Origin of the sequence: Thorsellia kenyensis (assembly GCF_042432445.1) — a bacterium.
GTDB lineage: Bacteria > Pseudomonadota > Gammaproteobacteria > Enterobacterales > Thorselliaceae > Thorsellia > Thorsellia kenyensis.
In genome coordinates this window covers 88,006-103,058 of record NZ_JBHLXE010000105.1, presented here as the reverse complement: position 1 = coordinate 103,058, position 15,053 = coordinate 88,006, and the positions used below count along the sequence as shown (strand labels likewise).

The window sequence follows — 15,053 nt, the reverse complement described above, 5'->3', positions numbered from 1 at the left end:
TACTAATTGCCCGAGAGGCTTAACCTTACAACGCCGAAGTTGTTTTGGTGTTCTCGAATAGAGAGACTAAAGTGTTTAAACAGAGAGTGGTGTCATGCGAAGCGTGATACACAAAGAATAGCTTATTCTAATTAAGAGCAACAGAATTGCTTGGCGGCAATAGCGTTGTGGACCCACCTGATTCCATACCGAACTCAGAAGTGAAACGCAACTGCGCCGATGGTAGTGTGGGGTTTCCCCATGTGAGAGTAGGTCACCGCCAGGCACCAAATACGTTGTGAAATATTACTTATGTGTAATATTAAGAAGTAAAAAAATTGGAGCGGTAGTTCAGTTGGTTAGAATACCTGCCTGTCACGCAGGGGGTCGCGGGTTCGAGTCCCGTCCGTTCCGCCACTATTTAGGGGCGTAGTTCAATTGGTAGAGCACCGGTCTCCAAAACCGGGAGTTGTGAGTTCGAGTCTCTCCGCCCCTGCCATAAAAGAATAATAACTGCATGAGAAATCATGCAGTTTTTTTTTGCATGTAGTAAATGGCTCTAATTTTTAATTAATAGTTAAACTATAGAGTAAAATCAAAGTAATTATTATATCTATCAATTGTTCAAACTTTAAATGGATAAGTTATACTTAACTGTTTTAAAAAGTAATTTTATAATTAATTTAATAATGCTCTCTTTTAATACGATTAATAATCTAGATAGGATATAAATCACACTATTTATGTCTATTATGAGCCTGCTTTTATAATCCAACTTATACAGTGTTAAATGATGTTGCGGGAATAGCAATAGCTTACTTATATCCAATGGCTATCCATAACCTAATTAAGAAACAATACACTAATACTAGATGGTGCAACTATTCCCCAAACCACAGAAGCTATTCATACCAAGATCAATAACAAATTACAACGGTTAAGGGGGGGCAGCAAAAGTAAACATTACAAATAAAGCCGATAGACAGAATTGAAAGTCAAAAGCAATCTAATGAATAAAATGCTAAATTAAGATAAAAAAATACAGCTTCAAATAGATGGAAATGATAGCGATGTGATTCTTGTTGATTAAGTTAAAAATGGTGGGGAAAACCTGGAATTAATTAATAAAGAATTAAACAAAAAAAGATACATACACAAGCATCAAAAACCTACTAAATAGATTGCGAAGTATAATATCATAGAGTCGGTTACGCCGTGAAAACATACAATATGCTGAGTGCATAAACCCTATAACTTTCAACTATAAATATATATTTATGCTAAAAAAGAAGGATATAAACTCCCCTAAATAGTTTACTTTTCATTTAGGGGAGGAAAGGAGTTAGCCTATGAGTAATTTATTAAGGCGCTTTATAAACTCGTTAGGATCTTCTAGCGAGCCTTTTTCAGCTAATAAGGATTGTTCTAGTAATAACTCGACCCATTGAGCAAATTTATCTTCGTCTTTTTCATCACTTAGACGTTTCACTAGAGGATGATCTGGATTTAACGAGAAAATATATTTGACTTCTGGAGCCGCTTGCCCTGCAGCTGCAAACAGTTTTGCCATTTGTGTAGACATTTCATCTGCATCAGTAGAAACGATTGCTGGAGTATCAGTTAGACGGTGAGTCAGTTTTACATCCTTGACACGATCTTTTAAATAAGTTTTTACTCTGTCTACAACTGGCTCTAATGCTTTTTCAGCTTCTTTTTGTTCTTCAGTCTGTTCAGCAAGTTTATCGAGTGATTCATCTGCCTTACTGATAGATTGGAACGGCTTCTCTTCATATTCAGTAAAGTAGCTCATCATCCACTCATCAATGCGATCTGATAATAGAAGGACCTCAATTCCTTTTTTATTAAATAACTCTAAGTGAGGGCTACTTTTAGCCGCAGCATAGCTATCTGCTGTTATATAGTAAATTTTATCCTGTCCTTCTTTCATACGACTTATGTAGTCATCTAAACTGACTGTCGGTTCAGATGACTCAGTATTAGTTGAAGCGAATCTTAGTAACTTACCAATAGCGGCTTGATTGGAAGGATCTTCTGCTGGTCCTTCTTTTAACACTAAACCAAACTCTTTAAAGAATGTTTGGTAAGCTGCTGCATCATCCTTAGCCAATTTTTCAAGCATCTGTAACGAACGTTTTGTTAATGCACCACGCAAAGATTGAGTAACTTTATTATCTTGTAATATTTCACGGGATACATTAAGTGGTAAATCATTTGAATCAATAAGGCCGCGCATGAAACGTAAATAGTTTGGCATAAATTGTTCAGCATCATCCATGATAAATACGCGTTGTACATAGAGTTTAAGGCCTCGTTTATGCTCACGATTAAATAAATCCCAAGGTGCTTTAGAGGGAACAAACAATAAACTGGTATATTCTTGTTTTCCTTCAACACGATTATGACTCCAAGTCAGAGGATTGGCAAAATCATGTGAGATATGCTTATAGAACTCATGATATTCCTCATCAGTAATGTCACCTTTATTACGAGTCCATAATGCTTGTGCTTTGTTGATTTTTTCAAAGGTTACAGTGGTTGTTGGCTCTTCTTCTTCATTTTCGGGTGCTTCTGTTTTTTCTACTTGTAGTTCAACAGGTAAAGCAATGTGGTCTGAATATTTACTGATGATTGAACGTAATCGCCATTCACTGAGTAGTTCATCTTCATCGGCTCTTAAATGTAAGGTGATTTCAGTACCTCTATTCTCTTTTTCTATACCTGCGACTGTATATTCACCCTCTCCTTCAGATTCCCAAAAAACTGCCTCACTTGCAGGTAAACCAGCTTTACGAGTTCTAACGGTCACCTTATCTGCCACTATGAATGCAGAGTAAAAACCAACACCAAATTGACCTATCAACTGGCTATCTTTAGCTGAATCTGCACCCATTGATTCTAAAAAGGCTTTTGTGCCTGATTTGGCAATTGTACCTAAATTTTCAATGACTTCATCACGTGTCATACCAATCCCATTGTCATCAAGTGTGATTGTACGAGCTTCTTTATCAAATGATATACGTACTCTAAGTTCACCATCACCTTCGTACAAATCTGATTGAGATAGTGCCTTGAATCTTAATTTATCCGCCGCATCAGACGCATTTGAAATGAGTTCCCGCAAAAATATTTCTTTGTTGGAATAGAGTGAATGAATCATTAAATGTAGTAATTGCTTAACTTCTGATTGGAAGCCTCTGGTTTCTTTTTCTTGCATACTCATAAATACTCCTTTTGAATTGTTTGTTTTTTGCCACAGAGATATTTCCGTTGGAAAAAATGTATTATTGTTAGTAAGTGGGGTTATTTGTACAGTATTTTTCAAAATAAAGCTAATCTTGCTCTTTAATAAGGGCAAAAAATATTTTTTCAAGGGTACATAGCAAGTAACAAGCATATTTAATGAGGCAATTAACTAAAATTGCGAACCATCTTAAGGAATAATACATTTTTTGATGGTATCACCGGGCTAAAAAAGGTATTATTTATAGTAATTCACTCTTATGTAAATGTAAGATACCCATATAAATTAAATTGGCTAAACTTTTCAACATTAAGGCATCAATTTCACTTTGGAGTAGACATGTCCTCAACAACACCTCTTAACCCTGCAAAAAAAATGGAAAAAATACTTTTTATCGATCGTGACGGAACACTTATTAGTGAACCTCCAATTGATTTTCAAGTAGATAAATTAGAAAAATTAGCGTTGGAACCTCACGTTATCCCAGCCTTACTTAAACTGCAAAAGGATGGATATAAGTTTGTAATGGTAACGAACCAAGATGGCTTAGGCACAGAGAGTTTTCCAAGGGAAGATTTTGAACCTCCTCATCAGTTAATGATGCAAATTTTTGAGTCACAAGGTATTTACTTTGAGACTGTATTGATATGCCCCCATAAACCTGAAGATGATTGTGCTTGTCGCAAACCTAAATCTTTATTAGTCGATCAATGGTTAAATGAGATAGAAAAAGTAGATCGCATTATTGATAAAGATCATTCTTATGTCATAGGTGATAGAGAGACCGATGTTGAACTCGCATTAAATCTCAGTATCTCTGGCATTAAATATGCCCCCACAGATATGAATTGGGATAAAATTGCGGAGCAATTAACGGCTAGAAATCGACATGCACATGTGAGACGAGTGACGAAAGAGACTGCGATTGATGTCAAGGTTTGGTTGGATAAAGAAGGTGATAACCAAATTAAAACAGGTATTGGTTTTTTTGATCATATGTTAGACCAAATTTGTACTCATGGTGGGTTTAGGCTCAATGTTAATGTTGAGGGAGATTTATTCATTGACGATCATCATACTGTTGAAGATACCGGTCTTGCTTTAGGTGAAGCATTGTTAAAGGCGTTGGGAGATAAAAGAGGCATTGCTCGTTTTGGTTTTGTCCTTCCTATGGACGAATGCCTAGCGCGTTGTGCGCTTGATATTTCAGGACGTCCTCATTGTGAGTATAAGGCTGAATTTAAACATCAAAAAGTAGGCGATTTAACTACTGAAATGATTGAACATTTTTTCCGTTCTATCTCTTACGCAATGATGAGTACTTTACACATTAAAACCAAAGGTAAAAATGATCATCATAGAGCTGAAAGCTTATTTAAAGTTTTTGGACGTACACTTCGCCAAGCGATTAGAGTCGAAGGGGACGTATTACCGAGTTCTAAGGGAGTGCTTTAATGAGGAGTCAACCCAATCTGGTTATTGTCAATACTGGTTGCGCTAATTTAACTTCGGTAAACTTTGCATTTCAACGCCTTGGTATTGATGCATTAATAACGGATAATCCAGATACTATCCGTAAAGCAGATAAAGTATTACTCCCTGGAGTAGGTACTGCCAAGGCCGCCATGATGGAGCTGAAACAAAGGGAATTAATCGAAGTCATTGGGGCATTAACACAGCCTGTTCTTGGTATATGTCTTGGTATGCAACTTTTGACATCTTTTAGTCAAGAGACGTCCGGTGTCACTTTGCTCAACAAGATCAAAGCAGATACTTTATTGATGGAACCTAATGGGTTACCAGTCCCTCATTGTGGATGGAATCAAGTCATCCCTGTAGAAGATCATCCTTTATTTTTTGGTATATCACAAGAAGCCTATTTTTATTTTGTGCATAGCTATGCCGTGCCTATTGGGGGATATACACTGGCTAAAACCCTCTATGGTAATCAATTCAGCGCTGCTATTATGCAAAATAATTTCATTGGCGTGCAGTTCCACCCTGAACGATCCGGTAAGGTGGGTAGCCAATTGCTAAAAAATTTTGTTGAACGCGTTTAAGTGCGTTTACTGTATAACCACTCTTTTACCTAATGGAATAGATAGAAAAAATGATAAAGCATCACGTTGATATTCTAATTGATGAAAACTCACTCGCCGCTTGCGTTAAGCAATTAGGTGATAATATATCGACTTATTACGCTACTTTACAAAAGAACTCAACTCATCCATTAATTTTAATTGGGCTATTACGTGGCTCCTATATGTTTATGGCTGATTTATCTAGAAAAATTACTTGCCCTCATACCATTGATTTTATGACTGCATCTAGTTATGGCTCAGCGACCATGAGTAGTGGCGATGTTAAAATACTCAAAGATTTAGAGGAGGATATTGCAGGTAAACATGTCCTGATTATTGAAGACATCATAGATTCGGGTAATACCCTAAGTAAAGTCACTCAAATCTTAAGTTTGCGTCAACCTGCTTCAATTGAAATTTGTACTTTACTTGATAAACCAGCTAGACGTGAAACTGAAGTTCGAGCTAAATGGTCAGGGTTCACCATTGAAGATCAATTCGTCGTGGGTTATGGTATAGACTATGCTGAACATTATAGGCATTTGCCTTATATAGGCATTGTGGTTCCTGAATGATATAAAATATCGACAAGGAATTCTAAATTAGATGAATTTGAGTAGATAATAGTTTGAGGACCAATTTGATGAAAAAATTTCCAAAGTTTAATATAAGTTTACTGTTTTTACTAAGCACACTATTAATGGGTTGTCAAAACTTGGCTAATGAACAAGCTTCTGAGTCAGGTGATGGCGTAAAATATCAACTGGATGAACAAAAGAGCGAAAGCTCAGCGGTTTTAGATGCACCTAAAAAGGTGGTTAATCCTTGTCCTGAATGTGGTCAAAAAAGAGAGTTCAGAGGTGAGTTTGTCTATTTTGCTGATGCTGCTATTTTAAGAGAATGTGGTTCTCAAGCAGCACTGCCTGTGGGCGTTAATCCTAAGATGCAGCTTGCTTATGAATTACATCGTTCGGCACCTGAAGCACCGCTTTATTTTGTCGCTAAAGGTCAAGTTGAGTTGATGCCTTCAATGGAAGAAGGGCTCACGCAAAGACAATTAGTAGTTGATGGGGATAATTGGTATTTTGACGCTTACGCACATTGCGAATAATAAGAAAACTTGATGTAATTTTTTATAAAATTCGCCTGTAATCGTAATTAAACTAGGATTATTAGACCAAATAAATTTTATCTAGGTTTATTGTTATGTTAATCGATCCTTGACTAAATCCCCTACTTGTTTTAACAATCATATAGATAAATTACTGGTATTTAAGCCCTTAAATAGGTCCATAAACCAAAATAATCAAATTTTCCAAAAAAAATTTTCTTATCTGTGCTGATTGGAAGAATAGTTCTGAATACCAAAGGTAATCCTTTGGTATTCAATTGATTTGGTGGATTAATTTTAGTGATTTCCGATTGACACCAAGATGTGATGTTCTATTGGGTTACTTTGAGATAAATAACTTGGTACTACTATTATCAATAAAGACATAGGGTACAAAAATCTTTTCGGATTAATTTTTCGTGAAACTTATAGGGGTAACATGTTAGGATACATTGACATCTCTATAAGTCTAATTTTATCCTGCTCATTAAATACAAATCGGATGATATTATTGCTGTGATGAATAACATAACAAGTCGCATTATAAATATCGGAGAAACATTCATTATTTGATTGCTTAATTAAATCTTTTGGAGCATAAGCTTGAAATAAATCATCTTTTGAACTTCCTATTCTAATGCCTCTAGCTGTTTGATACTGATTTGTGAGTATTTTAATTGCGATTATAGTATTACTCTTATCTGTCTCTAAGCTATGACAATCATTAATTTGATTTACTCCTAACTCAGGCATCATAGGGTGTTGCAAAACAGTATAAATAACTAAATCATCATAACTGAATTTATTTGCTGGAGTATTAATACCAACACCAAGATCAACACATCGATTTAAGTCTTGAATCCATTCGGGGGCAAATAATATACCTGAAAAGCCATCTAATGCGATATGATAGTAATTATTTCTTATAATAAAATCATTTTTATTAATAGGTTCACCTAAACGAGTGATTATTTTATCTGATTCAAGTCCTTCTGATTTTACCCATCCCGAAGTCACTATTCCTTTTGTTGACGTATATTCAACAAATGTAAACTCGTTATAAGTAGCATAAGCGTTTACGGTATCACCGTGGATAATAAATAAATCTTTGATTTTACATGATTCATTTGTTGGTTGTGAGTAAAAATATAAACGCTCTAATTGTTTAACTTTTTGATATAAATAAGGAGATTCTCCATATTCTTTATCATCTAATACGTCACACTTATCCGCTGAATAGATAAAAGAGGAAAATAAAATACTAAAAAACAATATAAAATATTTAATTATAATAAGTTTCATATGATTTGCCATAGGTTATGGATTAGTTGCTATAATTCTATTGCCACTCTATAAAGCCTCACACTATCATCTATTGGCTTGTATTTTAAATATAAGGCATATTTTTCTGGGTAAATAGTGGTGTCATTTTTCAGATAAAAATTAATAATCAATTGTTCATTTGCTAATGAGATACTGTCTATGCAATAACTATTATAATTAACAACGTTTCCAAAGGTTCTTGATGTCATAAATCTTTCCGCTTTTAACTTGATACAATTTTTTATTAAGTTATCGTTTTCATCTAACTCAATATTTGCTAATACAAAATAGATTGACGCGACAATCCAATCAAAAAAGGCATTGTCTTTTTCGGTATCTTTAAGTTGCTTATAATTGCCATCACCTGTTTTTTTGTATGTCAAATATTCTATAAAGAGATTCTCGTATACCCAATCAGTCTTATTTTGTTTTAATTTTACAGATGACTTTTTAAGCTGATTAATCATTCGAGCACTGGCATTATTTTGAGTGCCATTCCCAATACCTTGTTCTTCTGGGTAGCAATTTTGATCTATATCGTATCCTAGGTAATAATAAAAAGATTTTAATGTTTCTTTGTTTTCTTGAAGTTCCACTGATATGCCATCAGGTGTTAAACAAAGAGAATAGATTAAGCTATTATTTATATAAATCACATTATTTTCGAAGGAGGCAAAAGATGGGGAAGACCAAGCTAAAAAAACAGAATTATGCTCCATTTCTTTTTTAATATTGAATCGATATATCTTTTCATTATAGTCCATAGTTTCTTTGTTATCGCTAATAATTTCCTCGGTAAGTATCCCTTTTTGATCTTCCTCAATGGTAAACTGATTGCAACAAGGTTTTTTTTTCTCCTGATAATAAATTATTTGACCTTGATTTAATATTGGAACATCAGAATAAAAGTAACTAGATTCACCATCATTCACTATTAAGCCAAATATATCAGAGGAAAACACATTAAAACTGATGATTAGTAGTAATAAATTTAAAATTTTTTTCATGGATTATTGGCCATTATATGATCAATTAGGTGGAAATTTAGTATGCTTTATGACTCGATATGTCTTAGCAAATAACCAGAGATTTTTTAATCTAAAAAATAATTGTTTATTTGATTTTTATTAAATTTTATAATTGTACTTATTATGTTACGAGTTTACCTACAATAGTCAAACTTTTTTTCGTGATTCTCAAAATGTACGTCTAATGCTTTTTTTATCTCTTGATTAACTTTTTCAATGGGTTGAGTCGCATCAATTATAATAATTGATGGATCTTTTTGAGCAAAATCAAGATAGGCTTCTCGAACACGGTTAAAAAATGCCAAATCTTCTTTTTCAATCCTGTCTAATTCTCCGCGCACTCTAGCTCTTTGTAACCCAATCTCAGGGGTAACGTCTAGATAGAGAGTTAATTGAGGTTTGAATGAGTCTAATACTAACGTTTTTAATGTTAACATGAACGTTGCATCAAACCCTCTTCCTGCACCTTGATAAGCTTGTGATGATAGGTCATGACGGTCGCCAATAACATAGTCTCCGCGCAATAAAGCAGGTTTAATAATATTTTCCACTAATTGAATTCTAGCTGCATACAGAACAAGCAATTCAGCTTTTCTGGTTAAAACTTCCCCATCTAAATCAGCTTTAAATATATTTCTTAATTTTTCAGCTAAAGGAGTTCCCCCGGGTTCACGAGTAAAGAGGATTTGATTTGATTTAATTCCCCGGTTTTGTAAATAGTGTTTAATTTGCTCTTGGGCATTTGTTTTACCAGCACCCTCCAGTCCTTCTACTACGAAAAATTGGCCATCTGTAGTCATAATAATTGTAAACCTTGTTATTTGTCGTGTGTTGTGTATTTTTATCGATTTAAAAAATCAGTTTTTGAGTGTTTTTAGATAGTCTCTTACTGATTTGTTATGTGCTTGTAAATTTTCATTAAATACATGCCCACCTTTGCCATCAGCTACAAAATATAAATAGTTTGTATTGGCTGGATTTGCGGCAGCTTGGATAGATTCTTTAGCAACAAGACTTATAGGGGTAGGAGGTAATCCCTCTATAGTATAAGTATTGTATGGTGTTGATGTCTCTAAATCTTTTTTACGAATATTTCCTTGATATTGAGATCCCATTCCGTAAATGACAGTAGGATCTGTTTGAAGACGCATATTTTTATTTAAGCGATTGACAAAAACGGATGCCACTTTATTGCGTTCACTCGACACTGCTGTCTCTTTTTCTATGATGGATGCCATAATCAGTAATTCATATTTATCTTTGTAAGGTAACTCTTTTTGCCTGCTTTCCCACGCCTCATCTAAGGTTTTATTTAAAGCTCTATTCGCTCTTAATAGAATTTCTTTATCGCTCGTATTAAACGTATAATTATAGGTATCAGGATAAATCATCCCCTCGGGATAGAGAGACCCCTCCATATCAAATAGTGCCCTAAGAGTATCGTCAGAATAGTCTTCTAATGTATGTTTGATATTAGGTGCTTTTTTTAAGGTTTCTAATGCATCCGAAAGTCTAGTCCCCTCTATAAATTGTATGGTGAATTGAGCCTCTTTGCCGCTAACAAAAAGCATAAGCATTTCTCTCGTGCTCATTCCTGGCATTAGACGAAAAGTACCAGCTTTAATTTTTGCAAGCTCAGGTTCAAGCCTAAGTAGCCATTGTAAAAATTGGGCACTATCACTGTCCATAATTTTGTCTTGGACTAACAGCTCACCTAATGCGACCCTACCTGTTCCAGGCTCAATAGTGAACAAGCGTTCTTCTTTTATAAGAATCTTTTCCTCTGCCAGTTGTTTGACATTTTGGTAAGTCATATTGGCAATTGCAAGGATTGCTAATAGAGCAAATAGAGAGAGAACAAATAATTTTTTCTTCATGGCAGTTCCTAGGGCGTATAGCGGATTAATATCAGAGCAGATCTGACGACAATGAGGCAAATTATACCTACTATATAGGGAGATTGAAACAATCTACTGTGAGAGATTTATATTGATTATAATGAATTTAAAAACAAACATACTGCGTAAGCTAAGCCTTCATTTACTGAGTTTAACTTTAAGCACAGCACGAAACTTTCCATAGCTTTTAAAATAAGTCTAGAAGGAATTGAACATTAAAAATGGCACTTATTGGCAGGTACTCAATTGCAGCATTCTAGTAATATAGGATCATCACAGTCATTTGTTTGGTTCATATTGGGATAATACATTGTTTGAAACAAACTCACTTTATCTTTGTCTAATCAGACTAAGAATATAATAATATATCTCAGGTGGAATTAAGTTTGGCCTAGTAAAAAGATTGCCTTTAGTCAGTAGCCCTAGTTTGTTATAAACTCTTTTCTCAGCTATGTGAAGCAAGTTGATTCGCAAAAATTATACGCTAAGCAACTATTTGCCTTCTAGCTAAGCAACTATTTGCCTTCTAATAGTTGAGTAAATAGATAAGGCCAAGCCTCTCTTTTCAGTGGTGAATAATCCCAATATTGCGTATCACTCACATAAAGCCGCTTGATGGGAATGAGAGGCATTAATGCACTCGATAACATGATTTCATCAGCTTCTTGTAATGTAGTAGTAGGTTCTTTGACAATTTTTAGTTCACAAAATCCACTGGCTTGTAAAAGACTAATGACTCGATTCCTCATTAGCCCATTGATGCCAGCTTGAGTGATGTCTGGAGTAAAAATAATATCGCCTTTTCGCCAAAAAATATTCGCTGCAGAAGCTTCTATTATGTTCTTTTCTTGATCTAATACAATCATGTCATCATAACTACTCAAAGAGAGTTCTCTTTTAATAAGAACTTGTTCAAGCCTATTGAGATGTTTAATTCCAGCAAGTAACGGTTGATGTGCTAAGTTTATACTGCTTATACCTACATCAATTCCAATTTTTTGCCAATCAACATATTGAGTAGGGTAGTGGCTTAGGGTAATAATTCTGTTAATATTTTGGCAACCTAAAGGGCTATAGCCTCTAGTACCTTCACCTCGAGTTAGAATAATTTTAAGAACTCCTTGTGTTTCAATAGGAGTCCCCTTGGCTTTATGGATAAGGTAATAAGATTCTTCAAGGATTTTTTCAGATAACATATCCCAAGAAATGTCGGGAAAATAAAGTCTTTCTGTATCGTTATGTAGTCTTGCTATGTGATGATCAAAATAGATTATTTTTTGGTGGTACACAAGGGCTGTAGTAAAACAGCCATCACCATAGCTAAGCCCTCTATCCAACGCATTGATTTGAGAAGAAGGTTCTCCATTTATCATCATTAACATAGTAAAAACCTTTATATTCATAGCGCTATTTCGAAAAGTATTGAATCTCATATCGAAATAGGCCATATTGAGAAATGTAAGGACAAAATAAAACAAAAAAATGAAACAAAAAAATGAAACGAAAAAATAATTTACCTAATAATCTAACCAATAAATAGATAAAAATTATATACCTAGCTAAGTGGTGAGTCTAAATTATCTTTTAAAGCTGCTTTAACTTAAATATTCTTTGTATTTGTGATGCTTTTAAAGTGTATTTTGAGGCATCTTGATGTATCATCTGAGGTAATTTATCAAAGAGTATTTATCAAGTAATGTCGCATCATAACTTATTTTTTTTTCTTTGATAAGCGCTGCTTTTAACTATTTGTTAAAATAGTCAATTCATTTGGCAATCTGTTGAGGTAAATCAATGCAACAAAAATTCCCCCTAAAAAATAAATTTCCGACAAGTAGCCGAATTATCTATGGATGCATGGGACTAGGTGGTGGATGGGATAATAATCCTGTAACCCCTGAAAACCTGAAATTAACCCATGAAGTCGTTGAAACAGCTTTATCAGTCGGTATTAACTTTTTCGATCATGCTGATATTTATACTTTTGGTAAAGCTGAAGAAACATTTTCTCAATTATTTAAAACAGACTCTACCCTTAGAGAAAAAATTATTTTACAAAGTAAGTGTTGCATTCGTTTTGCAGATGATAAAGAGGTAGGTCGTTATGATGCGTCAAAAGATTATATTATTAAATCGGTAGAAGGCTCACTCAAAAGGCTTGGCACTGAATACCTAGATATTTTGTTGCTGCATAGACCAGATCCACTTATGGAACCTGATGAAATTGCCCTGGCCTTTGAGAAATTAAAAAAAGAAGGCAAAGTGCAAAATTTTGGCGTTTCAAATATGCATCAAGGGCAGCTGGCTTTATTGACACGTTCACTTCCTTATCCTTTACTCGTTAATCAATTAGAAATGAGCCTAGCTAAACATGATTGGGTTGATATCGGGACGACTTTTAATGATTGCCAATCAAGACAATTAAGGTTTATTGGGGAAACGATTGAATACTGTCGAATGAACGAAATTCAACTTCAAGCATGGGGTGCACTTGCTAATGGCCTTTACACCGGTGCGGCTCTTTGCAATGAGACGTTAGATGAAAAAGACCACGAAAATGTTTTAAATACCAAGGCGCTTCTCACTAAATTGGCTGAAAAGTACGCCGTTTATGCTGATGCCATTTTGATCGCTTGGTTATTGCGCCATCCCGCAGGGATACAACCGATTATTGGCACAACTAATCTTTCTCGAATTAAGTCAGTGACTCAAGCCTTGAGAATTGAACTAAGTCGTGAAGATTGGTATGCTTTATATGTTACAGCAAGAGGCCATCGATTGCCTTAAAAGAAAAAATCTTATCAGCTTGCTTCAATAAACTTAAGTGACAAGAACGTTTTAACTTCATTGAAGCAAGCTGTATATGACTATCCTATTTTGTTCAACAACGCCATGTATACTCTCTACGAATAAAAGCGACTAATAAATAGTCTTATGTTTTATCATCGACTGATTATGATGTATTGTTTCTTAGGAGCTATTATGCGTTTAACTATGATAATTTTATGAATTCCACACAATACAATATTAGAAGTATCGCGGCAAAAACATTAAATGAGGTTCTTGAAAAAGGAGCTTCATTATCAAGTATCCTTCCACTTATGCAACAACAAGTATCAGGAAAAGACAAAGGTCTGTTGCAAGAAATTTGCTATGGGGTGCTTCGTTCTCTACCGGAACTTGACTGGTTTGCCAATCAATTAATGGATAAACCTTTAGATAGAAAGCAAAAAACAATACATTATTTGATTCTAATTGGGTTTTATCAATTACATTATATGAGAATACCTGCTCATGCCGCAATATCTGAAACTGTAAATGCGGTTAGTGCGCTAAAGCGACCTCAGTTAAAAGGATTGATAAATGGTGTTCTTAGGCAGTTTCAACGTCAAGAAAGTTTACTTCTATCGCGACTTGAAAATCTAGAGGTGAGATTTTGGCATCCTGATTGGTTATTAAAACGTATTCAAAAAGCCTACTCTGGCGATTGGTTAAAGATTATAGAAGCGAATAATCAAAAACCACCAATGTGGTTAAGGGTGAATCCTAATTACGCCTCAGTTACTGAGTACTTGACGGAACTATCACAAGAAGAGATAGCAAGTCATGCACATGAAACATTATCATCTGCACTGATCCTTGATACGCCTGTACCTGTGGATAGATTAATTGGCTTTGATAAAGGAGCGGTTACTGTCCAAGATATTCATGCCCAATATGCAGCCCATTTGATAGAACCTAAAGAGGGTGAACTCATTTTAGATTTATGCGCGGCTCCAGGTGGTAAAACAACACATCTTCTTGAACTAGCACCAAAGGCTAAAGTGATTGCAGTTGAAATAGATGAAACAAGAGGCATCAGGATTAAAGAAAATTTAAAACGCTTGCATAAAAACGCTGAAGTCATCATTGGTGATGGCACAACGCCAGAAGTTTGGGCTAATGGGCGGCAGTTTGATAAAATTTTGCTAGATGCACCATGTTCTGCAACGGGAGTGATAAGACGCCACCCAGACATTAAATGGCTTCGCCGTTCTACTGATATTCCTGAGTTAGTTTCACTGCAATATAAATTACTTAATGCAATTTGGCCTTATCTTAAAGAGGGAGGGACATTAGTCTATGCAACGTGTTCTATTTTACCTGAAGAAAATAGCCAGCAAATTAAGGCGTTTCTTGCTAAACATCCGAGTGCTAAACTTAAAGAGATTAATGCACCAGAAGATTTTCAAAAAGCGACTACTTCAGTCGGATTGCAACTTTTACCGTCGCCATCTGGTGGGGATGGTTTCTATTATGCCGTCTTGGAAAAATGATTATCTTGGTCAAATGATATTCAAATTCAAAAAAAAACGTTAAAATACTGTTAAT

At 34.9% G+C, this 15,053-nt stretch carries 12 protein-coding genes, 2 tRNA genes and 1 rRNA gene; 9 read left to right on the top strand and 6 right to left on the bottom strand.

Going from position 1 to position 15,053, the window contains the following annotated elements; genetic code table 11:
- Positions 1–149: 149 nt before the first annotated feature.
- From rrf to ACFFIT_RS11095, 3 genes are all read left to right on the top strand, one after another.
- A 5S ribosomal RNA gene (gene rrf / locus ACFFIT_RS11105) occupies positions 150–265 on the top strand.
- 54 nt (positions 266–319) lie between these two features.
- Positions 320–396: transfer RNA gene (locus tag ACFFIT_RS11100), tRNA-Asp, on the top strand.
- A 6-nt stretch (positions 397–402) separates the two neighbouring features.
- Positions 403–478 (top strand) — tRNA-Trp (locus ACFFIT_RS11095).
- 843 nt (positions 479–1,321) lie between these two features.
- Here ACFFIT_RS11095 and htpG read toward each other — a convergent pair.
- Complete coding sequence (htpG, locus tag ACFFIT_RS11090) at positions 1,322–3,214, bottom strand: molecular chaperone HtpG (protein ID WP_385877740.1); 1,893 nt, start codon at positions 3,212–3,214, stop codon at positions 1,322–1,324.
- Between the two features lie 402 nt (positions 3,215–3,616).
- Between htpG and hisB the strand changes: the two genes are divergently transcribed.
- The 4 genes from hisB to ACFFIT_RS11070 all read left to right on the top strand — a co-directional run bounded on the left by hisB (position 3,617) and on the right by ACFFIT_RS11070 (position 6,433).
- Positions 3,617–4,696, top strand: a complete 1,080-nt coding sequence (hisB, locus tag ACFFIT_RS11085; RefSeq protein WP_385877739.1) for a bifunctional histidinol-phosphatase/imidazoleglycerol-phosphate dehydratase HisB — start codon at positions 3,617–3,619, stop codon at positions 4,694–4,696.
- Positions 4,696–5,301: an imidazole glycerol phosphate synthase subunit HisH gene (gene hisH / locus ACFFIT_RS11080; protein WP_385877735.1), complete on the top strand. Its 606-nt coding sequence runs from the start codon at positions 4,696–4,698 to the stop codon at positions 5,299–5,301. The genes hisB and hisH overlap by 1 nt, the downstream gene beginning before the upstream one ends.
- 50 nt (positions 5,302–5,351) lie before the next feature.
- On the top strand, positions 5,352–5,897 hold the full coding sequence (gene hpt, locus ACFFIT_RS11075; protein WP_385877734.1) for a hypoxanthine phosphoribosyltransferase: 546 nt from the start codon (positions 5,352–5,354) through the stop codon (positions 5,895–5,897).
- Positions 5,898–5,965: 68 nt separating this feature from the next.
- Positions 5,966–6,433 (top strand): hypothetical protein, encoded by a 468-nt coding sequence (locus ACFFIT_RS11070; protein ID WP_385877733.1) that lies wholly within the window; start codon positions 5,966–5,968, stop codon positions 6,431–6,433.
- Positions 6,434–6,859: 426 nt separating this feature from the next.
- Here ACFFIT_RS11070 and ACFFIT_RS11065 read toward each other — a convergent pair whose 3' ends face one another.
- The 5 genes from ACFFIT_RS11065 to pabC all read right to left on the bottom strand — a co-directional run bounded on the left by ACFFIT_RS11065 (position 6,860) and on the right by pabC (position 12,064).
- Positions 6,860–7,735, bottom strand: a complete 876-nt coding sequence (locus tag ACFFIT_RS11065; RefSeq protein WP_385877732.1) for a hypothetical protein — start codon at positions 7,733–7,735, stop codon at positions 6,860–6,862.
- Positions 7,736–7,764: 29 nt separating this feature from the next.
- Positions 7,765–8,763, bottom strand: a complete 999-nt coding sequence (locus tag ACFFIT_RS11060) for a hypothetical protein (protein WP_385877731.1) — start codon at positions 8,761–8,763, stop codon at positions 7,765–7,767.
- A gap of 155 nt (positions 8,764–8,918) precedes the next feature.
- On the bottom strand, positions 8,919–9,584 hold the full coding sequence (gene tmk / locus ACFFIT_RS11055; protein ID WP_385877730.1) for a dTMP kinase: 666 nt from the start codon (positions 9,582–9,584) through the stop codon (positions 8,919–8,921).
- A gap of 57 nt (positions 9,585–9,641) precedes the next feature.
- Positions 9,642–10,661, bottom strand: a complete 1,020-nt coding sequence (gene mltG / locus ACFFIT_RS11050) for an endolytic transglycosylase MltG (RefSeq protein WP_385877729.1) — start codon at positions 10,659–10,661, stop codon at positions 9,642–9,644.
- A gap of 536 nt (positions 10,662–11,197) precedes the next feature.
- Positions 11,198–12,064 (bottom strand): aminodeoxychorismate lyase, encoded by an 867-nt coding sequence (gene pabC, locus ACFFIT_RS11045; protein WP_385877728.1) that lies wholly within the window; start codon positions 12,062–12,064, stop codon positions 11,198–11,200.
- 412 nt (positions 12,065–12,476) lie between these two features.
- On the opposite strand from pabC, the gene ACFFIT_RS11040 reads away from it, so the two are divergent.
- On the top strand, positions 12,477–13,469 hold the full coding sequence (locus tag ACFFIT_RS11040) for an aldo/keto reductase (protein ID WP_385877727.1): 993 nt from the start codon (positions 12,477–12,479) through the stop codon (positions 13,467–13,469).
- 218 nt (positions 13,470–13,687) lie between these two features.
- Positions 13,688–14,998 (top strand): 16S rRNA (cytosine(967)-C(5))-methyltransferase RsmB, encoded by a 1,311-nt coding sequence (rsmB, locus tag ACFFIT_RS11035; protein WP_385877726.1) that lies wholly within the window; start codon positions 13,688–13,690, stop codon positions 14,996–14,998.
- The last annotated feature ends 55 nt before the right edge of the window (positions 14,999–15,053 follow it).